This window comes from Haloechinothrix salitolerans (assembly GCF_042662605.1).
Taxonomy (GTDB): Bacteria; Actinomycetota; Actinomycetes; order Mycobacteriales; family Pseudonocardiaceae; genus Haloechinothrix_A; species Haloechinothrix_A salitolerans.
In genome coordinates this window covers 2,786,529-2,810,384 of sequence record NZ_JBHSXX010000001.1, presented here as the reverse complement: position 1 = coordinate 2,810,384, position 23,856 = coordinate 2,786,529, and the positions used below count along the sequence as shown (strand labels likewise).

The following is a 23,856-nucleotide window of genomic DNA, read 5'->3' as shown; positions in this document are numbered from 1 at the left end:
GCCGGTGATGGGGTGGGCAGTGCCCCATCACCGGCTGGCTGGGGTGCTGGTGGCGGTCGCGATGCCCGCGTTGACCTTGCGGTAGTACTCCTGCGCCGCGGCGACGCCCGCGCCGAGTTCGATGTCGGCACCGGCGTCGGCCAGCGACATCTCGGCGGCGGCCAACGCGGCGAGGCAGCTCACCTCGTTCAGGTCGCCGAGGTGACCGATGCGGAACACCTTCCCCGCCACCTTGGTCAGCCCGCCGCCGAACGACGTCCGGTAGCGGTCGTAGCCGATCCGGCAGACCTCGACGCCATCGACGTGCTCCGGGACGTCGATAGCCGTGACGGTGTCCGAATACCACTCCAATCCCCTGGCACGCAGCTCCAGTCCCAGCGCGTGCACACCACGCCGTACGCCCTCGGCGAGCCGGTGGTGCCGTTCGAACACCCGCGGCAATCCCTCGGCGAACAGCAGGTCCAGCGACGCGCGAAGCCCGTGCAGCAACGGAACCGGTGGCGTGTAGGGGAAGTAGCCGACGTCGTTCGTCTTGATCATGTCGACGAAGTCGAAATAGCAGCGCGGCATCGTCGCGGTTTTCGATGCTTCGAGCGCCTTGTCGCTCACGCCGAGCACCGCCAGCCCGGCCGGGAGCATGAGCCCCTTCTGCGACCCGGTAACGGCGAGGTCCACGCCCCATGCCTCCTGCTGGAAGTCGATGGAGGCGATGGACGACACGCCGTCGACGTAGAGCAGCGCGTCGGAGTTCGCGTTGTCCATGGCCCTACGGACCGCGGCGATGTCGGAGGTGACGCCGGTCGCGGTCTCGTTGTGGCAGGCGAACACCGCTTTGATGTCCGGTTCCTTGGTCAGCAAGTACTCGTAGTCGGCGACCGGTACGCCCTTGCCCCACTCGACGTCGACGCAGACGACATCGAGCCCGAGCCGCTCGGCCATGTCGACCCACAGGTGGGAGAACTGGCCGAACCGCGACATCAACACCTTGTCGCCCCGGTTGAGGGTGTTGGTGATCGCCGACTCCCACGCGGCGGTGCCCGACCCCGGATAGAGGAACACCCTGCCGTTGGAAAGTCCGAGAACGCGTTTGAGATCCTCGAAAAGCGGGAGCGTGAGGTCAGGGAAGTCGGGTGCCCGATGGTCTTGCATGGGCACGTTCATCGCCCGTCGAACCGCCTCGGGGACGTTCGTCGGACCCGGGATGAACAGGTGCGTCGCACCGTTGCGCACGGTCATTCTCTGCCTGCCAATCTGGTCGTGGACTTGTCATGCCGTGACGGCGAGCCGTTCTTGCCGGTCGTCGATCTGGAACTGGCCGTCCGCGATCTGCTTGGCCCAGTCGGCCGTCGACGCGGTGGCGCCGAACGGGAAGAAGTGCACACCGCTGATCAGGCTCGCCTGGTCGCTTCGCACCGCGGACGCGAGCCCGAGCAGCGTCTGGTCGGGGTAATAGGCCGACGTCGTCGCGAGCGAGAGCACACCGCCGGTCTGCTTGCGCAGCACCTTCAGCGACGGCCCAACCCCGCAGGAAAGGCCGAACTTCAGCAACGTCTTCGGCGAGGTCAGGCCGGGCAGCCCGACGTGGATCGGCAGCCAGTTTCCCGCTGCCCTGATGCGACGCTCCCACGCGACGATGGGGTGCGCGGCGAAGCAGAACTGCGTCAGCAGGTACATCTCGCAGCCCGCCTCGGCCGCGAAGGCGTTTTTCTCCCGCAGCGCGGTGTCGAGCGCGTCGGCGTCGATGTCGGGACTGCCCTCCGGATGACCGGCGACGCCGACCCGAGTGATGCCGCGCCGCTCGAGCACACCGGAGCGCAGTACCCGCATGGTGTCGGTCAAGGTGCCTTTCGGCGTGCCGATGGACCCGGCGATGACCAGCAGCTCGCGCACCCCGACGTCGGCGAGTTCGCCCACCATGCGGTCGAGCTCCGCCTCGTCGGCGACGCCGCGCGCGGCGATGTGCGGCACCGGCCGCATGCCCTGGTCGATCAGCGACATCGCGGCCTTGACGGTGTCATCGAACGGCGAACGCGGCAGGAACGTGGTGTAGACGCGGGTTCCCTCGGGCATGCTCTCCTCGCAGAGCCCGGGGTTCCTGCGGACGTCGCGGGGAGTCATCTCGACGCTGAACCCGATGGTCAATGCTCTGACCACATCGGACACGTCGGCGACATCGCCCGCCGACGAGAACGGGTGGTTCGGTCGGTTCGGCACGCCGTCGACTCCTCTCACCTGTACCCTTTGGAGAAACTTTGTCCACCTATATGAAACACTACGGCATGGGGGCGCCCCGGGCTACACGAAACGCTTGAGTTCTTCCGCCCGACCGTTGAGGATTCGCTGGTCAATCACCCGCGGCCCGGTGGACGCCCGGGCCGAGTGCCGTAGGGGCACCGGTGAGCGTGCGGAGCCGCGTTCTGAGCCCCGTAAAGCTCGACGGGGCGTATGCGCGGCAACAGGGGCTGGCACGGCAGCCGTTGTCGGACGACGAGGTCACGTCGTCCCTTCGCGAAGCATGCTCAACCGGTAGCCGTAGTCGGTGTCCTCGACGACGAAGTTCCCGCGCCGAATCTCCTCAGCGAACGCCGCCGTCCGGCCCGCCGAGCCCCGTAGCACGAACTGCACCTCGGAAATCAGACAGCCGGGGTCCGACTCGGCGGCAGCGGCCATACCGAGCAGCGCGGGAACGGTCCGGCGAAACGGGCTCGGTGCCACTCCCGGCAGCCGGACGCGCACCGGAAACAGGTTGCCCGCCGCGCGAAGCGAACGTTCCCAACCAACGACGGACTCCGCCGATCGCGTCAACGGCGTCAGCAACGTGACGCCCACGCCGTTGTCGACACACGCGGCGCTGGCGTCCTCGAACGCCCGCAGCAAGTCCGCCGACAGCTCGTGTCCCCCACTCCCGACGCCGTGTCCGACACTCTCGACACTGTGTCCTGCACTCCCGACGCTGTGTCCTGCACTCCCGACGCTGTGTCCTGCACTCCCGACGCCGTGATCTACGTTCGCGACACCGATGTCGACGAACCCCCGGCCGCCGGGATCGCATCGATGCACGATGCGTGTCACGTCGTCCAGGATGTCGGACATCGACGTGCGCGCTGGCCAGACCAGAACCAGCTCCCGCACCCCGATGGCGGCCAACTCGTCCAGCGCGCGGTCGAACCGGTCCAGCGCGGCGGGATCAGGGACGGCCACGGGGTCGGGCGCCGCCAACGTGACCACTGGCCGCATCCCCGCGATGACGACCTCCGCCGCGGCCTCCGTCACCTCGGCCGGCGATCCGTCGCGATGGGACGAGAGGCAGATCCGCGACCCTTCCGCCAGGCAACCGGACCGCAACGAGTCCTCCGTGAGCCCGGCCGACGGGAGCTCCAGCGCGAAGTCGTCCATGAGCGTGGCGAGGTTCCAGAAGACGTCTGTGGCACACCGCCGGTTCGGCGCCATCGCCGCTTCCCTTCACTCGCGCGGGCCGGTGCCGAATCGCCACCGGAAATAGCGTCAGAATCGATCTGACCACCGACCGTAAATCCGGGTCAATCGAGAATTCTCGAGCCTCGCTCAACGCTCGATTCATGAATCAAGTGATTACTGAAGAATGCCAACTATTCGTTCAATAGACACCCAACGGGAACGCCGCCCACAATAGACCATGTGAGTACCGGACGAGTCACTTTCATCGCTGTCAGTCCACACGTTTCCGATTCGCTGTCATGGCGCGCGACGCGCGCTATCGCGGAAGCGGACGTCGTCATTTGGACCGGCGGCACGGTGAGTGACGGCGTGCTGCGGCACGCACCTGATCACGCTGACGTCGTCATCGACGACAATGGCGCGACACATTCGTTGCTTCCATTCTACGACCTGGCGTCCCGGGATGGTTTCCGCGTCATCCATATCCGTTCGGACGACTCCACCCGGTGGGACACGCTATTCGACCACGTCGATCGCTGCGGCGAATTAGGTCTGCCGACCGAACTGATCCGCTGCTGACGTCGTAGCCGAGGACGTCACCACGAATTCCCACGCCGGACGACGAACCGTTCGACGTCCGACAATCGCCGTTGTCATGCGACACGTCCGACAATCGCCGTACCGGTACTCGCCGTCAACCAACCAGTCACGAATACGATCGTCCGTGGCGGCCGGAACCTCCCGGCCGCCACGGACGATCAGTGACTCGAGACGCTAGTGTCCGACGGGCTTCTCCCAGCCCTCAAGCACCGGCGGCTGCCAGTTCTCGCCAACGGTCTCCGACTCCTTGAGCCACGAACCCAGTTCGGGTTGCGGGAACTTGGCGTGCTTGTGCTTGAGCCAGATCCCGTAGGAGTTGCCCGACTGCAGGTGCTTGATCAGCACCTTGCGGGCGTACTCGTTCTCCCTGCCTTTTGGAATCTCGAAGTGAATCTTCAGGAAGGCGTTGGTGTAGCGGTCGAACACCGCCGGGATGCCGTCCTCTGTCATCAGCTCGATGTCCTCGAGCCAGTTGAGATCCTCACCCGGCGTCGACTCGTACAGGTCGATGTCCTCGACCAGGGACGGGTCGAACTGGTAGGGGAACGTCTTGCCGGTCAACTCCTCGGTGTCGATGCTCTTCCCGCCGGAGAGCTTCCGGCCCGAGATATCCGAGATATCAATCCGCTCAGACACCACTACCTCCCGCAAGGCCGTCGTTGGCCACGTGTTTCTCCAGCAGTTGCTTGATCTCGCCCAACGTCTTGTCCTCGGTCACGCCGGGGACGTAGTTGGTGCCCGCGAGCGGAACCTTGGCCATCGCGGCCGACTCGGTGGTCAGCGCGGCGAGGTCCTCCGGCTCGAGACTGTGGATGTTGGTTTTGCCGCAGGCGCGGGCAAGCATCTGCGCCTCGAGCGTCAACGCGTGGAGGAAGTTGTAGACCCGCATCGCACCCTCGTCGACATCGAGCCGTTTGCGCAGCTCCGGGTCCTGGGTGGTGATGCCAGCCGGGTCGTTTCCGGTGTGCATGTGGTAGAACTTGCTGGCCGGGGCGCCGGTGGCGCCCACGTAGTCGGTGACCCCCGGGATCTCCTTGTTGGAGCCCAGTGCCATCAGCGCGGCGGTGCCGATCGCGACGGCCGTCGCGCCGAGCGCGATGCACTTGGCGACGTCCGCGCCGTTGCGGATACCACCCGCCACCACGAGGTCGATCTCGTCGGCGAGGCCGACGTCCTCCAGCGCCCTTCGCGCCTCGGGAATGGCCGCCATCAGCGGGATGCCGGTCTCCTCGGTTCCGATGTGCGGTCCGGCGCCGGTGCCACCTTCGGCACCGTCCAGGTAGATGACGTCGGGCCCACACTTCGCCGCCATCCGCACGTCGTCGTACACGCGCGAGGCGCCGAGCTTCAGCTGGATCGGTACCTGGTAGTCGGTCGCCTCGCGGACCTCCTGCACCTTCAGCGACAGGTCGTCAGGGCCCATCCAGTCCGGATGCCGCGCCGGGCTGCGCTGGTCGATGCCCGGTGGCAACGAGCGCATCTCGGCGACCTGCTCGGTGACCTTCTGGCCCATGAGGTGGCCACCCATGCCGACCTTGCACCCCTGTCCGATGAAGAACTCGACCGCGTCGGCCAGCATCAGGTGGTGCGGGTTGAAGCCGTAACGGCTCTGGATCACCTGGTAGTACCACTTCGTGGACAGGTCGCGCTCCGGCGGGATCATCCCGCCCTCACCCGAACAGGTCGCCGTGCCCGCCATCGACGCGCCCTTGGCGAGCGCCATCTTGGCCTCCAGCGACAGCGCGCCGAAGCTCATTCCCGTGATGTAGATGGGGATGTCCAGCTCCAGCGGCTTCTTCGCGAAGCGCGAGCCGAGCACGGTCTTGGTCTCGCACTTCTCGCGGTAGCCCTCGATCACGAATCGCGTGAGGGTGCCTGGGAGGAACACGAGCTCATCCCAGTGCGGGATCTTCTTGAAGATCCCGCCCCCGCGCATCCGGTAGCGACCGAGCTCGGCCTTCATGTGGATGTCGTTGATGACCTCGGGGGTGAAAATCTTGCTCTCGCCGAGGAGCGTGGTCTCCGACGGTGCTGTCTCGTCAGCCATATGACTCTCTCCTAGAGGACGAGCTTGCGCTCGGAGGGCTCGAGGGTGTCGTAGTTGTAGAGCTGCTTGCCGCAGACGAACTTCCGGAATGTGTCCGGACGGTCGAGTCCGTAGATACGGAACTTGCGGTCGATCAGCTCGGCGTCGGCGTCGGTCATCTCCGCCTCGACGCAGTCGATGCCGAGTGAGGCGACCTTGCCCGCGACGTAGAGCGTGCCGTCGTACATCGAGTCGCCGAGGCCGTTGCCCGCGTCACCGCAGATGATCTGGCGGCCACGCTGCATCATGAACCCGGTCATCGACCCGGCGTTGCCGCCGACGATGATGGTGCCGCCCTTCTGGTCGATACCCGTCCTCGCGCCGACGTGACCACGGATGACGAGGTCGCCGCCGCGTATCGCGGCGCCGGTCAGCGAACCAGCGTTCTTGTCGACCACGACGACGCCGGACATCATGTTCTCGGCGACCGACCAGCCGACCCGGCCGGTCACGTGGATCTCGGGGCCATCGATGAGCCCGCAACCGAAGTAGCCGAGGCTGCCGTCGATCTTGATCCGACACCGCTCCAGCAGACCGACGGCGATCGAGTGCCTGGCCCGTGGATTGCGCACCGTGATGTCGCTGACGCCCTCCTCGTTCAGCAGCCTGCGCAGCTCGAGGTTGATCTGCCTTGTGCTCAGATCGGCGGCGTCCAGCTCGGCCTTGTCGCCACTGACGACGGCGGTGCGCGGAGCGACGGCGTCCGGCTCAGCCAGACCACGAATGTCGTAGCGGCCAGGCTTCGTCGCGACGGTGCTCTGCTCGGGTGCCTGCATCACCTGCTCCACACCATCACCTCCCCTTCGTACGGGTCGTAGGAATCGATCTCCTGGTTCAGTACCTCGCGGATGGCGCCCTCCTCGGAGGCCAGCGCCACGACGCCGTCGCCCTCGTGCAGCACCAGCGGCTTGGCGGCCATCTCGTCCTTGGCCATGCCGAGCTGGTCCTGCGTGACGACCAGGTAGGTGAACACGCCGTCCAGGTCCTCGAGGCTCTGCTTCATCGCCGCTTCGAGCGGCAGGCCGTCGGCCATGCTCTGCGCCAGGTAGACGGCGATGATCTCGGAGTCGCATTCGGACTGGAACCGGTGACCGGTCCGCTCGAGCCTGCGCCGCCACTGGTGATAGTTGGTCAACTGTCCGTTATGGACGACGGCGACGTCCGAGAACGGGTACGCCCAGTAGGGGTGCGCGCCCGCGATGTCCACATCGGATTCAGTCGCCATCCGCACATGGCCGATGGCGTGGGTGCCGGTGAACTCCTTCAGCCGGTACTGCTCGGCGACGGTCTCGGCGTCACCGAGGTCCTTGATGATCTCCAGCGAATGCCCGAGCGAGAGCACCTCGGCGCCGGGGACGTCCTCGACGTAGTCGGCGAGCGGCTTCAGTTCGCCGTCATACCGGAACGTCGCCCGGTAGGCGTACTCCGACTCACCCTCGACGCGGTCAATCGTCGCGCCGATCTTCGCCAGCCGTGCCTCGACCTCCCGGCGGCTGCGGTTGAGCCGCTCCTCGTAGCCGAAGTCGCTACCATCGTTCGGGTCCGCCAACTTGAAGCGCATCACGAGCAGGTCGTTCGGCTCGCCGTACAGCGCGTAGCCCGTCGAGTCGGGGCCGCGATGCTTCATGGCCTGCAGCATGTTGGTCATGTCGCGGCCGACGTCACCTCGGCCATTCGTATAGATGATGCCGGCGATACCGCACATCCGAGTCCTCCTTCGTCGGACACAACTGCTTGGTCGCGGCTTGCGCCGCAGCCACGGGGGCTCCGCCCCCGGGCGTGGTCGCGGCTTCGCCGCGGCTGTCGATTTGGTTCCGACGAACCCAAGCTCCTTCGTCGCGGGTTCGTCGGTTACGGCAGGATGTCTAGGTACTCCTTGACGTCCCAGTCGGTGACCGCGGCGCAGTAGCGCTCCCATTCGTCGCGCTTGTAGTGCTCGAAGACGGTGTACATCTCGCCAGGCAGGGCCTTGCGGACCACGTCGTCGCCGCGCAGCGCTTCAAGGGCGTCGCCGAGCGTCATCGGGATCTTGTGGACGTCTTTGCCGTCGGCCATGGCCTCGTAGATGTTGCGCTCCTCCGGCGGACCGGGATCGAGGTTGCGGCGAATCCCGTCGCCCATCGCGGTAATCAGCCCCGCCATCGACAGGTACGGGTTGACCGACGAGTCCACCGACCGGTACTCGAAGCGGCCCGGTGCACTGACGCGCAGCGCGGTCGTGCGGTTCTGGAAACCCCAGTCGGCGTAGAGCGGCGCCCAGAACCCGGTGTCCCAGAGCCGCCGGTACGAGTTGACCGTCGGCGAGCTGAGGCAGGTCAGCGCGTCGAGGTGCTCCAGCACACCGCCGATGGCCGCGAGCCCGCGCTTGCTGGGCATCCTCGGGTTGTCGGTGTCGGGCAGGAAGGCGTTCTCGTCACCTTCCCACAGCGAGATGTTGTGGTGGCAGCCGTTCGCGGAGACGCCCATGAACGGCTTGGGCATGAAGCACGGGTAGGCGTCGAACTCGCGGCCGACCTGCTTGCAGATCTGCCGGTAGGTGGTCAGCCGGTCGGCGGTGAGCTCGGCGCGGTCGAACTGCCAGTTCAGCTCCAGCTGGCCGGGGGCGTCCTCGTGGTCGCCCTGGATCATGTCAAGACCCATCGCCGTGCCGTACTCGATCACGCGGTGGATGAGCGGCTGCAGCTCGGAGAACTGGTCGATGTGGTAGCAGAACGGCTTCGTCTTGCCGTCGACCGACGGCGTGCCGTCGGGATTGTTCTTGAGCCACATCATCTCGGGTTCGGTACCCACCCGCAGATGCAGCCCGGTCTCGGCCTCGAACGCCTCGTGGATCCGCTTGAGGTTGCCGCGGCAGTCCGACGTCAGATACGCGCCGGGGTCGACGTCTTCCTCCCTACCCCGGAACAGGGTGCAGAACACACGCGCGGTGTGCGGGTCCCACGGGAGCACGCAGAACGTGTCCACGTCAGGAATGCCCACGAGCTCGCGGGCCTCCGCGCCGTAGCCGATGTAGTCGCCGTGACGGTCGATGAACAGGTTCGCGGTGGCGCCGTAAACGAGCTGGAAGCCGTCGTGAGCGAACTTCTCCCAGTGCGCCGCGGGCACACCCTTGCCCATGATGCGGCCGGTGACCGATACGAACTGCAGATAGATGTAGCGCACGTCCTGCTCGTCGATCTGCCGCCTGACCGCCGCGACCTGCTCGTCACGACCTCGCTGTGCGAGAAAGTTCTCAAGGTCGGTCGTCATGTCTCGCCCTCCTTGTCCCGCCCGCTGGCCGGTGGGAGATGTGGTGTACGGCACTCCGTTGTCCACGCTTAGTAAACGCGGTCTCCTCTCATGAGACAACCCCTTCGCGCCAATCTATCCCGTCGCCCGCCGTCGGCCGCGCCGGATAAACCCGTGACGACCTGCGGGAACACGCGCGCCAGGTAGCGCGAAAAATCGACAGGAGGGTCTAGAGTTGACCCAGCCACCCCGTTCACGGGGTGAGCGACGGTGGACGCGAAAGGGATCGGCAACGCGATGAGTGTCATGATCGAGCCATGACCGAGGAGAACAGCGCGCTCCCGGCCGAGGACCTCGACGAGGCGGGCGCCGAGCTGGAGGAAGCGCTCAGCACGGTGATCGCCGAGCGCGTCCGCGAGTTCCGGCAGCAGCTCGGCTGGACGGTCGGCAAGCTCGCCGCCGAGAGCGGGCTGAGCAAGGGCATGCTCTCGAAGATCGAGAACATGCAGACCTCCCCCAGCCTCGCGACGCTGGCGAGCTTGTCGCAGGCGCTGTCGGTCCCGGTCACCGCGTTCTTCCGCGGCCTGTCCGAAGAGCAGGACGTCGTGTTCGTCAAGGCCGGCAGCGGCCTCGACATCCACCACAAGGGCTCCGGCCCCGGCCACCGCTACCAGATGCTCGGCGCCATGCGCGCCCCGCACGACCGGCTCGAACCCATCCTCGTCACGCTCACCGAGCGCTCCGAGGTGTTCCCGCTGTACCAGCACGCGGGCACCGAGCTGATCTTCATGATCTCCGGGAAGATGGAGTACGCCTACGGCAGCGCGCGCTACCTGCTCGAACCCGGCGACACGCTGCAGTTCGTCGGCGAGGTCATGCACGGGCCCGCCGAGCTCATCTCGCTGCCCATCCAGTTCCTCGCCGTCAAGGCGGTCAACCCCGGCAGCTGAGGGTCAGCTTCTCGACAGCGCCGTTCACTCGGGGCGCACCTTTTTGCCTCCTAATGTTTCATGACAGTGGACATTGTCCACCCAGCGTCGTATGGTGGCGGTCATCACCAGCCGCACGACGGATGCGGCCAGCGGAACGACAAGTGCTGAGGACCGCTCGCGAGTCCGAAGCATCAGCTAGGAGGCGCGCATGTCCGTGGGAAACGGCAGCCACCGTGCGGGCAACCGCAACGGTAAGCGGAAGCCACAGCGATACTCCGCGTTCGGTTTGTTCAAGCGTGGTCTGTCGCGCTCGGACTGGCCGCGTGTGTGGCAGGAGCGGCCGCTGAAGTCCACGTACGACGTCGTCATCGTCGGTGGCGGGGTGCACGGTCTGGCGACCGCGTACTACTTGGCGGCCAACCACGGCATCACCAACGTGGCGGTGCTGGACAAGGGCTACCTCGGTGGTGGCGGTTCCGGCCGCAACACCGCGATCCTGCGGTCGAACTATCTGACGCCGGAGGGTGTGCGGTTCTACGACCGCTCGCTGCACTTGTACGAGAACCTGGCAGACGAACTGAACTTCAACGTGATGTTCTCGCAACGCGGTCACATGACGCTGGCGCACAACGACAACTCGCTGCGCACGCTGCGGTGGCGCGCCGAGGTGAACAAGCTCCAGGGTGTGGATTCCGAGGTGATCGACCCGGACGAGATCAAGAAGCTGGTGCCCTATCTGGACACCTCCACCGACACGCGTTACCCGATCCTCGGCGCGCTGTATCACCCGCCGGGCGGGATCATCCGGCACGATGCCGTCGTGTGGGGCTACGCCCGCGCGGCCGACGCCCACGGCGTGCACCTGCACCAGAACACCGAAGTCACCGACATCGAGACCGCGGGTGGCCGGGTCACAGGTGTGCGCACCAACCGGGGTGAGGTCTCCACGCCGGTGGTGGTGAACTGCACGGCGGGCTGGTCGACGTTGATCTCGGACATGGCCGGTGTCGACATGCCGGTGACGACGTCGCCGCTGCAGGCGGCGGTGACCGAGCCGGTCAAACCCTTCTTGGGCACCGTCGTCGTGTCCGGCACGCTGCACGTCTACGTCTCGCAGACCGACCGGGGTGAGCTGGTGTTCGGCGCCAGCGTTGATCCGTTCACGTCGTACTCGATGCGCGGTTCGCTGGAGTTCGCCGAGGGGCTCGCGGGTCACGTGCTCGAGCTGATGCCACCGGTGTCGAAGATGCGGCTGCTGCGCCAATGGGCCGGTTTGTGTGACATGACACCGGATTACTCGCCGATCATGGGTCCGACCCATGTGGACGGTTTCCATGTCGACGTCGGCTGGGGAACGTATGGCTTCAAAGCGGGGCCGGTCTCCGGTGAGGCGATGGCCGACACCGTCGCCAACGGACGCCCACCCGAGATCATCGCGCCGTTTGGCATCGACCGGTTCACCACGGGACAGCTCGTCGGTGAAAAGGGCGCCGCGGCGGTCGGGCACTGAGGCATCAGCGAGATCCCAGGACTTTCGGAGAGGAACCACGTCATGATCCAGCTTCCCTGCCCGTGGTGCGGGCCGCGTAACGCCTCGGAGTTCACCCACCACGGCGAAGTCACCTCCCGGCCGGACGTCGGCACGGCGACGCCCGAGCAGTGGCGGCGCTACCTGTACTTCCGCCGCAACGCCAACGGCTGGGTGGACGAGAACTGGTACCACACCGCCGGGTGCAGGCGCTTCATCCGCGTGCGGCGCCACACCCTGAGCAACGAGACGGAGGCCACCCGATGAGCCAGCAGGTTGGCAGGATGCGGCTGGGACCGCAGCCCGGCGAGGTGATTGACCGCAGGAGGGCGTTCGAGTTCACCTGGAACGGTAGGACGGTCACCGCCCATCCGGGCGACACCATCGTCTCGGCGCTGGCCGCCGACGGCGAGCGGGTGTTCTCTCGCAGCTTCAAGTATCACCGCCCGCGCGGGTTGCTCACCGCGAGCTTCCACGACCCGGGCTGCATGGTCCAAGTCGACGACGAGCCGAACGTGCGCGGCGGCCACCGGCTGGCGGAGCCGGGCATGGCGGTCTCGTCGCAGAACACATGGCCCTCGCTGAAGTTCGACGTCAAGGCGATCAACCGGTTCGCGGGCCGGTTCCTCACCGCGGGGTTCTACTACAAGACGTTCATGAAGCCGGAGTTCCTCTGGCCGACGTATCAGAAGGTGCTGCGGGGCTTCGTGCACGCGGGCGAGATCTCCCCCGACACGCCGCATGACTACTACGACAAGCGCTACGCCCACCCGGACGTCCTGATCGCGGGCGGCGGCCCGGCGGGCATGTCCGCGGCGATCGCGGCGGCCCGTGCGGGCGCCAGCGTCATGCTGGTCGAGGAGGAGCACCAGCTCGGCGGCCACCTGCGGTGGACGGACCCGGCCGCGGCGGCGGAGCTGACCGCCGAGGTCGCCGCCACCGACGGCATCGAGGTGCTGACCAACTCGACGGTCGCGGGGCGCTACGACCAGAACTGGATCGCCGTCGCCCAACGCGACCTCCCACACGCGCGTGAGCGGCTGATCAAGGCCAGGGCACGCACGCTGGTCGTCGCGGGTGGTCTCATCGAACGCCCGTATGTGTTCGCGGGCAACGACACACCCGGCGTGATGCTGTCCACGGCCGTACGCAGGTTGATCAACCTGCACGCCGTCAAGCCGGGGCAGCGCGCGGTGGTGCTCACCGCGAACCCCGAGGGCGACGCCGCCGTCGCCGACCTGGAACGCGCCGGGGTCGAGGTCGCCCACGTCGCCGACGCCCGCAAGGGCGAAGACGTCGTCCGCGTCCACGGCCGTAAAGGCGTCAAGGCCGTCGAACTGTCCGGCGGGCAGAAGATCGACGCGGACCTGTTCGTCACCGCCACCGGCTGGACGGCACCGACGTCGCTGCTGAACATGGCGGGCGACGTCCCCGTGTACTCGCCGACCGCGGCCCGCTTCCTGCCCGGTGGCACGGCGGGCGAGTCGGTGCTCGCGACCGGCGGCATCGCCGGGGACGGCTCGCTCGACGAGCTGCGCGAGCACGCCGAAGCCACCGGAACCGAAGCCGCCCGCCGCGCCGCGGGCGGGCGGTATCACCAGCTCGCGGCCGTGCCCACCCGCAATGGCGGGAAACTCTCCAAGCCCAAGGGCACGGCCGCGACCCTTCCTCAGCTGCCGGTACATGAGCATCCGGAGCTGTTCCGGGCCAGCACGCACGGCATCGTTGACTACTCCGAGGACGTGTCCTCCAAGGACCTGCACGCCGCCGTGCGGGAGGGCTACGACTCGGCTGAGCTGGCCAAGCGGTTCACCACCGCCACCATGGGCCCGGTCCAGGGCAAGCTGGAAACGATCAACGCGATCGCGACCATCGCCGAGGCGACCGGGAAGACGATCGCCGAGAACGGCACCACGACGTGGCGTCCGATGTACACCCCGGTGAGCCTCGGTGCGCTGGCGGGCCGGATCTTCGAACCGGTGCGCTACTCCCCCATGCAGCCCTGGCACGAGAAGCACAACGCCACGCCACTGGTGGCCGGCCAGTGGATCCGCCCCGACCACTACGGCGACCCGGCGGCCGAGGTGCGCAACGTGCGCGACAACGTCGGCATCATCGACGTCACCCCGATCGGCAAGCTGGACTTGCGCGGTCCCGACGTCCCGAAGCTGCTGAACCTCCTCTACGTCAACAAGTGGTCCAAACTCGGCATCGGCCGGGTGCGCTACGGCGTGATGTGCGCCGAGGACGGCGTGGTCATGGACGACGGTGTCACCGGACGTCTTGGCGAGGACCACTACCTGATGTCCACCACATCGTCGGGCGCGGCGAACGTGTGGGAGTGGGTCGAGAACTGGCTGCAGACCGAGCACCCCGACTGGCAAGTGCACGTCACCCCGGTCACCACGGCCTACGCCAGCATCAACGTCGCGGGCCCGAAATCCCGCGAGCTGGTCAGCAGGCTCACCGAGGGCGTCGACCTCTCCGCTGAGGCGTTCGGCTACATGCAGGTGCGCACCGGCCGCGTGGCCGGGGTGGACGACTGCGTGCTGTGGCGGATCGGCTTCACCGGCGAGCTGTCCTACGAGCTGCACGTGCCCGCCTCCTACGGGCTGCACGTGTGGGAGCAGCTGCTGGAGCACGGCGCCGACCTCGGCGTGCGACCGTTCGGCGTCGAGGGCCAGCGCATACTCCGGCTGGAGAAAGGACACTTGATCGTCGGCCAGGACACCGACGGGCTCACCAAGGGCTACTCCGCCGGGATCGACTGGGCGATCAAGCTCGACAAGGACGACTTCGTCGGCAAACCCGAACTGGTCTGGCAGCACGAGAACGGTGGCGGCACCCGCCTGGTGGGTATCCAGCCGCTCGACGGCACCGTGGTGCCACCCGAGGCCAGCCAGATCGTCAACTCGCGGGGCACGATCGTCGGCCGAATCACCTCCAGCCGGATGTCACCAACGCTGAACCGCGCGATCTGCCTCGGCCAGGTCGAAGCGGATCTGGCCAAGCCAGGCACCACGCTGACGGTGCACCTGCCTACCGGCACCAAGGTCGGCGCGCGGGTCACCGAACACCACGCTCACGTCGATCCGGAGGGCACCCGCCAGAACATCGACACGCCACCGTCGCAGCCGCGACCACACGCCACCCCGGTGGCGCGCAGCCCCATCCCGGCGAGCGGCAGGACCACGACGATCGCGGGCTGGCAGGTCGACGCCCGCCGCAGCTCGGCGACGCTGCGGCTCGCCGACCACACGCTACTGGCCAAGGTCGGCATCCGCGCCGCACATGACGGCTCGATCGCGCAGGCCCTCGGCACCCGGTTCGGCCGTGCGGTTCATGACAACGGCAGCGCCGTCATCGTCGGCTCCGGACCCGGCGAATGGTTCGTACTCGGCAGTCCCGGCAGTCAAGACAAGCTACTGACCCGGATGCGCAACCTGGTCGAGGAAACCGGCGAGTTCGGCACCGTCATCGACCAAACACACGGCCGAGCACTGATGAAGCTGACCGGTGAGCACGCCGCCGACCTGCTCGCCAAGGTGTGCGGGGTCGACCTCTCCGAGGCCGCCACCCCGGACGGCGCCGCACTACGCACCTCCGTGGCGCGGCTGGTCACCGACGTCGTTCGGATCGACGAGAACGGTACGCCTGCGTACCTACTGCACTGCGAACGCTCTTCCGGCCAATACCTATTCAACGCCCTGCTCGACGCGGGCAACGAATTCGGCATCGAGATCGACGGCTGTCCGACAGCACCCACCTTGTGACCGCCGAGTCAACCCGAGGAGACCCACCATGTCTTTCCCATCCGATCTAGAGATCGCGCGTAACGCGTCACTGAAACCACTCGACGATATCGCGTCGCAGATGAACCTGCCCGCGCATCTGCTCGAGCCCTACGGCCGGGATCTGATGAAGATCGATCTGGCCGCGATCGACGAGCTGTCCGACCGGCCCAAGGCCAAGTACGTCGTGGTCAGCGCCATCACCCCGACCCCGCTCGGCGAGGGCAAGACCACCACGACCGTCGGACTCGGGCAGGGCTTCAAGCACATCGGCAAGAACGCGACCGTCGCGATTAGACAGCCGTCGATGGGCCCCACCTTCGGCATCAAGGGTGGCGCCGCGGGTGGTGGCTACAGCCAGGTCGTGCCGATGGAGCTGCTCAACCTCCATCTCACCGGCGACATGCACGCGGTGACCGCCGCGCACAACCTGCTCGCCGCCGTCATCGACAACCACATCTATCAGGGCAACGAGCTCAACCTCGATCTGAACAACATCACCTGGCGCCGAGTACTCGACGTCAACGACCGCGCGCTGCGCAACATCGTCGTCGGCCTCGGCGGCAAGGGCGACGGCGTCCCCCGGCAGACCGGGTTCGACATCACCGCCGCCTCCGAGGTGATGGCCGCTCTCGCGCTCACGACGTCGCTGGAGGACCTGCGCGAGCGGATGGGCCGGATCGTCGTCGGCTACAACGAGGACGGCGAGCCGGTCACGGCCGAACAACTACACGCCGCCGGGTCGATGGCCGTGTTGCTGCGGGAAGCGGTGAAGCCGAACCTGTTGCAGACGCTGGAGAACACACCGGTTCTGGTGCACGCGGGCCCGTTCGGCAACATCGCGACCGGCAACTCGTCGGTCGTCGCCGATCGTATCGGCGTCCGCTGTGGCGACTACCTCATCACCGAGGCGGGCTTCGGCGCCGACATGGGTGCGGAACGGTTCTTCAACATCAAGTGCCGCACCTCGGGGCTGCGGCCGGACGCCGCCGTCGTCGTCGCGACGGTCCGTGCGCTCAAGGCCCACTCCGGCAAGTACAAGATCGTCGCGGGCAAGCCGTTGCCACCCGAGCTGCTGGCCGAGAACCCGGACGACGTCTTCGAGGGCGCGGCGAACCTGCGCAAGCAGATCGAGAACATCCGGATCCACGGCGTCTCCCCCGTCGTGGCGATCAACGCCTTCCCGGACGACCACCCTAGCGAGCACGAGGCGATCCACCAGATCGCCAAGGAGATGGGCGCGCGCTCCGCGGTCTGCACCAACTTCGCCGAGGGCGGCAAGGGCGCGGCGGAACTGGCCCAAGCCGTGGCCGAGGCCGCCGAGGAGCCGACCGACTTCCGGCTGCTCTACCCGGACGAGGCCAGCCTGCAGGAGAAGATCGAGACCGTCGCCACCAAGGTCTACGGCGCCGACGACGTCCACTTCTCGTTGCACGCGCTGCAACAGCTCGACACCTATGAGAAGGCGGGCTTCGGCAATTTGCCGGTGTGTATCGCCAAGACCCACCTGTCGATCTCGTCCGACCCGAAACTGAAGGGCGCGCCGACGGGCTGGACGCTACCGGTCAGGGAGGTTCGCGCCTCGGTCGGCGCCGGGTTCGTCTACCCCATCTGCGGCGACATGCGCACCATGCCCGGCCTCGGCACCAACCCCGCCGCGTTCCGCGTCGACCTCGACGACGACGGCGCCATCACGGGCCTGTCCTAAGGCGGACGTCGTCGAGCTGGTCATGGGCGTGACGGGGCGACTCATAAGCCCTCGCAGTGTTAACCATGAGCAAACATTGTTTCTTCTAAGGGTTTACGCCAGCACGTCCCAGCCGTCATGATCTGAGTCACAGCCATCACCACATCACCTATTCGTCCCCGACTCCGAGCCGTCCCCACCGGCCCGTCGAAACGAAAGGAAGTGAGATGAGGAAGTTGGCAACGACCGCGTCCCGAGTCGTGGCGGTGACAGCCGCGGCTGGGGGCTTCATGATCGCGGGCACCGCGGTCGCGAGCGCGGAGCCGGTGGCACGGAGCATCGATCCGACGTGCTTGGAAGAGGGCACGGCGGCGTTCCTCGCCGATCCCCTCGGGACACTGACCGCGTCCGTGGCTGACCCCGCCGGCACGATCGAAGCCGAGATCGCCTGCGTCAAGGAGGTCATCGGCAGCTGAGACCAGGAGTCCGGGGTGCGACGGACCCCCTGGATCGCACCCCGGACTCCCCGCCACGGACCGATGGCGGCGACATCGCGACTCGCGGAAGGACTACTCGATGACAGCGACGGCACCAAGCCCGGTAGCACCGAGACTCCTGCTCCCTGGCCTCCTTCCGCCGGAGCCGGGCCTGGAGACCTACTGGGTACGCCCTGGCGGAGTGACCGCGCTCCGCCTCGACCCGGGGGACGAACTGACCGTGATCGATCGCGCGGGCAGGCAGATCGCCGAGGTCACCGCGCTCGCGCCGAGCGGCACCACCGGCGCCGCGCTCGGCATCACCGCCGACGCGCCCGCCACGACGTTGCGTTCCCTCGCGTCGAACGGCGCTGGCGGCGAGATCCTCAAGGTGCTGGCGGATGCCGGCGTCAACCCGGAGCGGACGGTCGCGGCTCGGCTGTTCGGCGAGTGGTCCCCCGCGGGTGCCCGCGAGACGTTCACCGCCACGGAACCCGCCGACGTCTTCGTCGCGGCGCCCACGCGCGTCATGACGGTCACCGACACCGAGGCCAATCCCCCGTCCGACCTGCTGCTGGAGCTCCGGCGCGCGAACCCGCGCCGCCGGTTCGAGCCCCGGCTGCCGGAGCCGCTGGCCGAGCCGATCCTCGACATGCGGGTCGACGCGGCCACCGCGCGCGGCTATGAGGTCAAGGCGGGCCAGTACATCCAGATCATCGACGTCGAGGGCAGGCAATGCTCGGACTTTCTCGCCTTCGGCGCCCGCCAGCTCGACGCGGGCGTTGAGCGGGGCCTGGACGCGACGACGACCCGGTACTTCATGGGAAACGCGTATCCGCAACCGGGCCTGTTCGGGAAGTTCTACGACCAGGACATGCAGCCGCTGGTCGAGGTCGTTCGCGACACCGTCGGCCGCCACGACACGTTTGGCCTGGCGTGCAACCCAAAGTACTACGAGGACCTCGGCTATCCCGGACACGTCAACTGCACCGAAAACTTCAACGGCCAGCTCGACCCCTACGGCATCGCGCCGCGCAAGGGCTGGCCCGCGCTGAACCTCTTCTACAACACCGCGTTCGACGACTCCAACCTGCTGGTGTTCGACGAACCGTGGTCCCGGCCGGGCGATTACGTGCTCATGCGGGCGCAGACCGACCTGGTCTGCGCGTCGTCGGCCTGTCCGGATGACATCGACCCGTCGAACGCCTGGGTGCCCACCGACATCCACGTCCGTGTCTACGATGCGAAACGGAAGTTCTCCATGGCCATCTCCCACCGCGTCACGCCAGAGTCCGAAGCCAAGCTGACCAAGGAGACCGCGTTCGGCGAGCGGACATCGAAGCTGACGCGGCAGTTCACCGAGTACCGCGGCTACTGGCTACCCACCAGCTTCGATGGGCACGGGCCGCAGGCCGAGTACTGGGCCTGCCGCGAGCGCGCCGCGGTGATGGACCTGTCACCGCTGCGCAAGTTCGAAGTCCTCGGAAATGACGCCGAAGCGCTGTTGCAGGCCTGCGTGACCCGCAACATCCGCAAGCTCTCGCACGGCCAGGTCGTGTACTCGGCCATGTGCAACGAGACCGGCGGCATGATCGACGACTGCACCGTGTTCCGGCTCGGCGACACCAACTTCCGGTTCGTCGGCGGCGACGAGTACGACGGCATCTGGCTCCGCAAGCAGGCCGAACGGCTCGGGCTGGACCAGGTGTGGGTGAAGGACTCCACCGACCAGTTGCACAACATCGCGGTGCAGGGTCCGGCAAGCCGCGACATCCTCCGCGAGCTGATCTGGACCCCGCCGACCCAGCCCGCGTTCACCGACCTCACGTGGTTCCGCTTCGCCATCGGCCGGATCGGCGACCACAACGGCATCCCGCTCGTCGTCTCCCGCACCGGCTACTCCGGTGAGCTCGGCTACGAGCTGTGGGTGCACCCCAAGGACGCCCCGGCGCTGTGGGACATCGTCTGGGAGGCGGGCCAACCGCACGGCATGCTTCCCCTCGGCCTCGACGCGCTGGACATGCTCCGCATCGAGTCGGGGCTCGTGTTCGCCGGCTACGACTTCTGCGACCAGACCGACCCGTACGAGGCGGGCATCGGGTTCACCGTGCCGCTCAAGACCAAAGAGGACGACTTCGTCGGCCGCGACGCCCTGCTGGAACGCAAGGCGCACCCGCAACGCAAACCGGTCGGGCTGGAACTGGCGGGCAACGAACCCGCTGCCCACGGCGACTGTGTCCACGTCGGACGCTCCCAGGTCGGTGTGATCACCAGCGCGACCCGCTCACCGATCCTGCGCAAGAACGTCGCGCTGTGTCGCATCGCGGTGCAGCACGCCGAGATCGGCACCGAGGTCGAGGTCGGCAAGCTCGACGGTCACCGCAAGCGCATCCCAGCCCAGGTCGTCCGCTTCCCGTTCTACGACCCGGAGAAGCTCCGCCCCCGCGCCTAACCCACGCCGTGTCCGACGTTCACGACACTGTGTCCGACGTTCACGACACTGTGTCCGACGTTCAGGACGCTGTACTAGGCACTCACGACGCCGTGTTCCGCATCCGGTCCAGCAACGGCAGCAGCGCCGCCGGGTCCTCGACGTGCGCGTTGTGACCGAGCCCGGACAACGTGACGGCGTCCGCCCGCAGCTCGTGCAGGTGATCCGGCGGCCCCATCGGGTCGTGTTCGCCCGCCGCAAGGATCACCGGCGCACGGGCGGCCGCGAGCAACCCGGGCATGTCGGGGGCGCCGACGGCGAACGCCGCCGGGTCGAGCGCGAGCGTCCACCCACCATCGGTCTGGACGACCCCGGCGTCGGCAACCCCACTGTCGACAGGCACCAGCCCCGCGAGACCCGCCACCTTCAACCCGCGCTCGACGGCGTCCTCCCGTGCGTCGTACACGCGGTTCGGCCGGGCCGCCACCTCGGCGGCCTTGGCCAGCTCGGCGTCGCTCCACCGCACCTTGATGCCCAACCCGCACGCCGCGGACACCGAGACGCCGAACCAGCCACTGGCCAGCGCGACCGCGACCGCACCACCCAACGAATGCCCCACCGCCACGACCGGACGATCCCGGTCCAGCGCGACCGCGACGGCCGCCGCGAGGCCGCCGATGGAGTACCGCGCCAACGGCGTCGACGCCCCGTGCCCAGGCAGGTCGGGCACGAACCACCGCCACCCGTCGAGCCGGTCGAGCAGGCCGTCCCAAACCCGGCCGGTCGCGCCGAGCCCGTGTAGCAACAACAGGGGTGGTCCGGCGGGGTCGCCACCGGTGCGCATCGAGATCGTCATGGGCCTGATCTTGCCCGAGTCGGTACAACAGATCCATGGCTTCTGACGCGGCGACCGTCATGGATCCCGACACCTATGTGCGCGGCGTGCCATACGAGGCGCTCGCACGCCTGCGGACGCGCGGCCCCGTGGTCTGGATGGACGAACCGGCGAGCGACGCCTGGCCCGCGGGCCCGGGGTTCTGGGCGGTGTTGCGTCACGCCGAGGTCCGCCAAGTGCTGCGCACGCCCCAGGTTTTCTCTTCGCAACTCGGCGCCACCCAGATCCGGGACCCGTCGACGCCGGACGCACTGCGCTACGTCCGACGCATGATGCTCAACATGGACCCGCCGGAGCACTCCCGCCTGCGTGGGTTGCTGACCAAGGCATTCACACCACGCGCGGTCGCGGCCATCGAGCAGCGCATCACCGGGTGGGCGCGCGACCTCGTGGCGCGGGTCGCCGACCGCGACGAGTTCGACTTCGCCGTCGACGTCGCCGCCGACCTGCCGCTGCTGACGTTGGCGGAGGTGTTCGGCGTGCCCGCCGAGGACCGCTGGCTGATGTACGACTGGAGCAACCGGGTCATCGGCTACCAGGACCCCGACTACGCGGTCAGCGCGACCGCCGACACCACCGGGTCCAGCGCCATGGCCCGAGAAGCCCTCGCACTCCGACCGACACCCGATGCGCACGGCCGGATGCCCGACCCGCGCACCCGCGAGGGCATGCCCGACCTGTACGCCTACGCCAACGCGCTGGGCGAGGCCAAACGACGCGCCCCAGGCGACGACGTGATGAGCAACCTGATGCGCCACGTCGACGACGAGCACGGCCGCGTCAGCCTGGCCGAGTTCGAGAACCTGTTCTGGCTGTTCTCCGTCGCGGGCAACGAAACGCTCCGCAATGGCATTCCGGGCGGCATGATCGCTCTCCTCACCCACCCAGACGTCTACCAGCGCCTGCGCGCCGACCGCTCCCCGCTGCCCGGCGCGGTCGAGGAGATGTTGCGCTGGTGGACGCCGGTGATGCACTTCCGGCGCACCGCGACCGAAGACGTCGACCTAGGCGGCGTCCGGATCGCGGCGGGCCAGAAGGTCGTCGTGTGGTTCTCGTCGGCCAACCGCGACGAGCGGGTGTTCGCCGACCCCGATCGGTTCGACGTCGACCGCAAACCGGGCGAGCACCTCGCGTTCGGCCACGGACCGCACTTCTGCCTCGGCGCCCACCTCGCCCGCGTCCAGATGCGCGCCATGTTCGATGCCGTTCTGGACACCTTCGAGGCGTTGGAACTCGCGGGCGAGCCCGACCGGCTGCGCTCGACGTTCCAGAACGGCGTCAAGCACCTGCCGGTCCGAGCGGCGTGACGTCTACAGCACCGAGCCGATCACCGCGGCCCGTTCCCACAGCAGGTCGACGGCGGCGCGCATGGCGTCGTCGGTGAACCGGGTCGCGGGACCCTGGACGCCGAGGATCGCGGCGAGCGCGCCCGAGCCGTCCAGCACCGGCACGCCGACACCGCTGAGCTCCGGCTCCCGCTCCCGGACGGCCGTGGCCCAGCCTTGCTCCTTGACCCGGGCGACCTCCGCGTCAAGCGCGGCCCGGTCCGTGATGGTGTGGTCGGTGTAGGCGGTCAGCTCGCCGGACGTCGTGCCGCCGTGGGCCAGGAACACCTTCCCGACGGCGGTGGCGTGCGGGACGCTGTTGCGTCCGATCGAGGCGACACTGCGCACGGAGGAGTCGCTGGCGACGAAGTCCACGGTGAACACGTCGCGCTCACCGGGTAGCGACAGCGTCGCCGTCTCACCGGTGATCGCGGTGATCTCCTCGAGATGCGGCCGGACGACGTCGCGTAGCTGGAGGTTCTCCCGCGCCACACTCGCCAGCTGCAGGATGCGGATACCCAAGCGGTACTTGCCGGTGGACGGGACGTACTGCAGCAGACCGCCGTCGACCAGCGTGGCGAGCAGCCGGGAGACGGTGCTGATGTTCACGCCTGTCTGGCGGGCGATCTCGTTGGTGCCCAAATCCGCGCCCGCCTCGGCGAGGACGTTGAGCACCGAGATCGCGCGCTGCACCGATTCGATCTGCCGGACAGCTGGTTTCCCGGTTCTCGCCACGGTAAACTCCTTGTTGGAAATACTATAGCCGTCACGGCAATACTACGGAGCGATGATGACGGACGGGCACCACCCACCCCAGACCAAGGCCGAGTGGCGCAGCGTACTGCGCGCGCAGCGCTCCAGCGTCTCCCGGTCGACGTGGGAGCAGGAAGCTCGCGCCCTCACCGAGGCTATCGGCGCGCTGCCGATGGTGCGCCCCGGGACGTCGGTCGGCTGCTACGTGCCATTCGGACCCGAGCCAGGCTCGCTCGACATGCTCGACGTCCTTCTCGATGTGGGCGCCCGGGTGCTCCTGCCGATCGTGCCGACCGAACGGGGCCCGCTGGACTGGGCACAGTACGACGGCCCCGACTCGCTCGCGTCAGGCCCGCTGCCCGGACTGCTGGAGCCGGCGGGCGATCGCCTCGGCCCTGAGGCGATCGCGGACGCGCAAGTGGTGCTGACACCCGCGGTCGGCGTCGACGAGAACGCCGTCCGGCTCGGCCGTGGCGCCGGATACTACGACCGGTCGCTGCCCTTCACAAAGCCCGGCACCGACCTGATCGCCGTCGTCAGGGACGACGAGGTCGTACAGCGGCTACCGGCCGAATCGCACGACGTGCGCATGACCGCCGCGCTCACGCCTGGCGGCGGCCTCATCCCCCTGCCGCGCTGAACCCGCACGCACGAGCACGGCCGTCCCCGGTGGCGGCCGCGGTGGCGCCTGCGCACGCTCGTGGCAC

General features: G+C 67.8%; 20 protein-coding genes. 10 read left to right on the top strand and 10 right to left on the bottom strand.

Features of this window, described 5'->3' with window-relative positions:
* Nucleotides 1–27: 27 nt before the first annotated feature.
* From ACFQGD_RS13305 to ACFQGD_RS13295, 3 genes are all read right to left on the bottom strand, one after another.
* The gene (locus ACFQGD_RS13305; RefSeq protein WP_345404699.1) at nucleotides 28–1,236 is read right to left on the bottom strand and encodes a pyridoxal-phosphate-dependent aminotransferase family protein; all 1,209 of its coding nucleotides are present in this window, start codon (nucleotides 1,234–1,236) and stop codon (nucleotides 28–30) included.
* A gap of 30 nt (nucleotides 1,237–1,266) precedes the next feature.
* Nucleotides 1,267–2,214 carry a methylenetetrahydrofolate reductase gene (locus ACFQGD_RS13300; RefSeq protein ID WP_345404696.1) on the bottom strand — a complete coding sequence of 316 codons (948 nt, stop codon included), beginning with the start codon at nucleotides 2,212–2,214 and terminating at the stop codon, nucleotides 1,267–1,269.
* Between the two features lie 279 nt (nucleotides 2,215–2,493).
* Nucleotides 2,494–3,450, bottom strand: a complete 957-nt coding sequence (locus ACFQGD_RS13295) for a hypothetical protein (protein ID WP_345404694.1) — start codon at nucleotides 3,448–3,450, stop codon at nucleotides 2,494–2,496.
* Nucleotides 3,451–3,657: 207 nt separating this feature from the next.
* On the opposite strand from ACFQGD_RS13295, the gene ACFQGD_RS13290 reads away from it, so the two are divergent.
* Nucleotides 3,658–3,996 carry an SAM-dependent methyltransferase gene (locus ACFQGD_RS13290; protein ID WP_345404691.1) on the top strand — a complete coding sequence of 113 codons (339 nt, stop codon included), beginning with the start codon at nucleotides 3,658–3,660 and terminating at the stop codon, nucleotides 3,994–3,996.
* A gap of 195 nt (nucleotides 3,997–4,191) precedes the next feature.
* Here ACFQGD_RS13290 and ACFQGD_RS13285 read toward each other — a convergent pair whose 3' ends face one another.
* The 5 genes from ACFQGD_RS13285 to ACFQGD_RS13265 all read right to left on the bottom strand — a co-directional run bounded on the left by ACFQGD_RS13285 (nucleotide 4,192) and on the right by ACFQGD_RS13265 (nucleotide 9,352).
* Nucleotides 4,192–4,653 carry a hypothetical protein gene (locus ACFQGD_RS13285; protein WP_345404688.1) on the bottom strand — a complete coding sequence of 154 codons (462 nt, stop codon included), beginning with the start codon at nucleotides 4,651–4,653 and terminating at the stop codon, nucleotides 4,192–4,194.
* Entirely contained in the window at nucleotides 4,646–6,064 is a 1,419-nt protein-coding gene (locus ACFQGD_RS13280; protein ID WP_345404685.1) for an FMN-binding glutamate synthase family protein, read from the bottom strand. Before ACFQGD_RS13280 ends, ACFQGD_RS13285 begins: the two co-directional genes overlap by 8 nt.
* Before the next feature lie 11 nt (nucleotides 6,065–6,075).
* Nucleotides 6,076–6,891: a GltB/FmdC/FwdC-like GXGXG domain-containing protein gene (locus tag ACFQGD_RS13275; protein WP_345404682.1), complete on the bottom strand. Its 816-nt coding sequence runs from the start codon at nucleotides 6,889–6,891 to the stop codon at nucleotides 6,076–6,078.
* On the bottom strand, nucleotides 6,879–7,808 hold the full coding sequence (locus tag ACFQGD_RS13270; protein ID WP_345404679.1) for a class II glutamine amidotransferase: 930 nt from the start codon (nucleotides 7,806–7,808) through the stop codon (nucleotides 6,879–6,881). Before ACFQGD_RS13270 ends, ACFQGD_RS13275 begins: the two co-directional genes overlap by 13 nt.
* Nucleotides 7,809–7,954: 146 nt before the next feature.
* Nucleotides 7,955–9,352, bottom strand: coding sequence for a glutamine synthetase family protein (locus tag ACFQGD_RS13265; RefSeq protein ID WP_345404676.1), 1,398 nt, complete (start codon nucleotides 9,350–9,352; stop codon nucleotides 7,955–7,957).
* 296 nt (nucleotides 9,353–9,648) lie between these two features.
* Here ACFQGD_RS13265 and ACFQGD_RS13260 point away from each other — a divergent pair, with 296 nt between their 5' ends.
* From ACFQGD_RS13260 to ACFQGD_RS13230, 7 genes are all read left to right on the top strand, one after another.
* Nucleotides 9,649–10,281, top strand: a complete 633-nt coding sequence (locus ACFQGD_RS13260) for a helix-turn-helix domain-containing protein (protein ID WP_345404673.1) — start codon at nucleotides 9,649–9,651, stop codon at nucleotides 10,279–10,281.
* Nucleotides 10,282–10,471: 190 nt separating this feature from the next.
* Nucleotides 10,472–11,773, top strand: a complete 1,302-nt coding sequence (locus tag ACFQGD_RS13255; RefSeq protein WP_345404670.1) for an FAD-dependent oxidoreductase — start codon at nucleotides 10,472–10,474, stop codon at nucleotides 11,771–11,773.
* Nucleotides 11,774–11,815: 42 nt separating this feature from the next.
* A complete protein-coding gene (locus tag ACFQGD_RS13250; RefSeq protein WP_345404667.1) occupies nucleotides 11,816–12,058 on the top strand; it encodes a sarcosine oxidase subunit delta in 243 nt (80 codons plus the stop codon).
* Nucleotides 12,055–15,564 carry a 2Fe-2S iron-sulfur cluster-binding protein gene (locus ACFQGD_RS13245; protein ID WP_345404664.1) on the top strand — a complete coding sequence of 1,170 codons (3,510 nt, stop codon included), beginning with the start codon at nucleotides 12,055–12,057 and terminating at the stop codon, nucleotides 15,562–15,564. Before ACFQGD_RS13250 ends, ACFQGD_RS13245 begins: the two co-directional genes overlap by 4 nt.
* 28 nt (nucleotides 15,565–15,592) lie before the next feature.
* Nucleotides 15,593–17,290 (top strand): formate--tetrahydrofolate ligase, encoded by a 1,698-nt coding sequence (locus ACFQGD_RS13240; protein ID WP_345404661.1) that lies wholly within the window; start codon nucleotides 15,593–15,595, stop codon nucleotides 17,288–17,290.
* 206 nt (nucleotides 17,291–17,496) lie between these two features.
* Nucleotides 17,497–17,745 carry a hypothetical protein gene (locus ACFQGD_RS13235; protein ID WP_345404658.1) on the top strand — a complete coding sequence of 83 codons (249 nt, stop codon included), beginning with the start codon at nucleotides 17,497–17,499 and terminating at the stop codon, nucleotides 17,743–17,745.
* 100 nt (nucleotides 17,746–17,845) lie between these two features.
* On the top strand, nucleotides 17,846–20,197 hold the full coding sequence (locus ACFQGD_RS13230; protein WP_345404655.1) for a DUF1989 domain-containing protein: 2,352 nt from the start codon (nucleotides 17,846–17,848) through the stop codon (nucleotides 20,195–20,197).
* 82 nt (nucleotides 20,198–20,279) lie between these two features.
* Here ACFQGD_RS13230 and ACFQGD_RS13225 read toward each other — a convergent pair whose 3' ends face one another.
* Complete coding sequence (locus tag ACFQGD_RS13225) at nucleotides 20,280–21,032, bottom strand: alpha/beta fold hydrolase (protein ID WP_345404653.1); 753 nt, start codon at nucleotides 21,030–21,032, stop codon at nucleotides 20,280–20,282.
* A 35-nt stretch (nucleotides 21,033–21,067) separates the two neighbouring features.
* On the opposite strand from ACFQGD_RS13225, the gene ACFQGD_RS13220 reads away from it, so the two are divergent.
* Nucleotides 21,068–22,378, top strand: coding sequence for a cytochrome P450 (locus ACFQGD_RS13220; protein ID WP_345404649.1), 1,311 nt, complete (start codon nucleotides 21,068–21,070; stop codon nucleotides 22,376–22,378).
* Nucleotides 22,379–22,381: 3 nt separating this feature from the next.
* Here ACFQGD_RS13220 and ACFQGD_RS13215 read toward each other — a convergent pair whose 3' ends face one another.
* Nucleotides 22,382–23,131: an IclR family transcriptional regulator gene (locus ACFQGD_RS13215; protein ID WP_345404646.1), complete on the bottom strand. Its 750-nt coding sequence runs from the start codon at nucleotides 23,129–23,131 to the stop codon at nucleotides 22,382–22,384.
* Nucleotides 23,132–23,186: 55 nt separating this feature from the next.
* Here ACFQGD_RS13215 and ACFQGD_RS13210 point away from each other — a divergent pair, with 55 nt between their 5' ends.
* A complete protein-coding gene (locus tag ACFQGD_RS13210; RefSeq protein ID WP_345404643.1) occupies nucleotides 23,187–23,789 on the top strand; it encodes a 5-formyltetrahydrofolate cyclo-ligase in 603 nt (200 codons plus the stop codon).
* Nucleotides 23,790–23,856: the final 67 nt, after the last annotated feature.

What these genes read in the sequence shown, in the direction of transcription:
- ACFQGD_RS13295 (WP_345404694.1), bottom strand. Translation starts at nt 3,450, where the DNA reads ATGGCGCCGAACCGGCGGTGTGCCACAGACGTCTTCTGGAACCTCGCC.
- ACFQGD_RS13220 (WP_345404649.1), top strand. Translation starts at nt 21,068, where the DNA reads ATGGCTTCTGACGCGGCGACCGTCATGGATCCCGACACCTATGTGCGC.
- ACFQGD_RS13240 (WP_345404661.1), top strand. Translation starts at nt 15,593, where the DNA reads ATGTCTTTCCCATCCGATCTAGAGATCGCGCGTAACGCGTCACTGAAA.
- ACFQGD_RS13235 (WP_345404658.1), top strand. Translation starts at nt 17,497, where the DNA reads ATGAGGAAGTTGGCAACGACCGCGTCCCGAGTCGTGGCGGTGACAGCC.
- ACFQGD_RS13245 (WP_345404664.1), top strand. Translation starts at nt 12,055, where the DNA reads ATGAGCCAGCAGGTTGGCAGGATGCGGCTGGGACCGCAGCCCGGCGAG.
- ACFQGD_RS13270 (WP_345404679.1), bottom strand. Translation starts at nt 7,808, where the DNA reads ATGTGCGGTATCGCCGGCATCATCTATACGAATGGCCGAGGTGACGTC.
- ACFQGD_RS13265 (WP_345404676.1), bottom strand. Translation starts at nt 9,352, where the DNA reads ATGACGACCGACCTTGAGAACTTTCTCGCACAGCGAGGTCGTGACGAG.
- ACFQGD_RS13225 (WP_345404653.1), bottom strand. Translation starts at nt 21,032, where the DNA reads ATGACGATCTCGATGCGCACCGGTGGCGACCCCGCCGGACCACCCCTG.
- ACFQGD_RS13280 (WP_345404685.1), bottom strand. Translation starts at nt 6,064, where the DNA reads ATGGCTGACGAGACAGCACCGTCGGAGACCACGCTCCTCGGCGAGAGC.
- ACFQGD_RS13305 (WP_345404699.1), bottom strand. Translation starts at nt 1,236, where the DNA reads ATGACCGTGCGCAACGGTGCGACGCACCTGTTCATCCCGGGTCCGACG.
- ACFQGD_RS13260 (WP_345404673.1), top strand. Translation starts at nt 9,649, where the DNA reads ATGACCGAGGAGAACAGCGCGCTCCCGGCCGAGGACCTCGACGAGGCG.
- ACFQGD_RS13255 (WP_345404670.1), top strand. Translation starts at nt 10,472, where the DNA reads ATGTCCGTGGGAAACGGCAGCCACCGTGCGGGCAACCGCAACGGTAAG.
- ACFQGD_RS13210 (WP_345404643.1), top strand. Translation starts at nt 23,187, where the DNA reads ATGACGGACGGGCACCACCCACCCCAGACCAAGGCCGAGTGGCGCAGC.
- ACFQGD_RS13230 (WP_345404655.1), top strand. Translation starts at nt 17,846, where the DNA reads ATGACAGCGACGGCACCAAGCCCGGTAGCACCGAGACTCCTGCTCCCT.
- ACFQGD_RS13250 (WP_345404667.1), top strand. Translation starts at nt 11,816, where the DNA reads ATGATCCAGCTTCCCTGCCCGTGGTGCGGGCCGCGTAACGCCTCGGAG.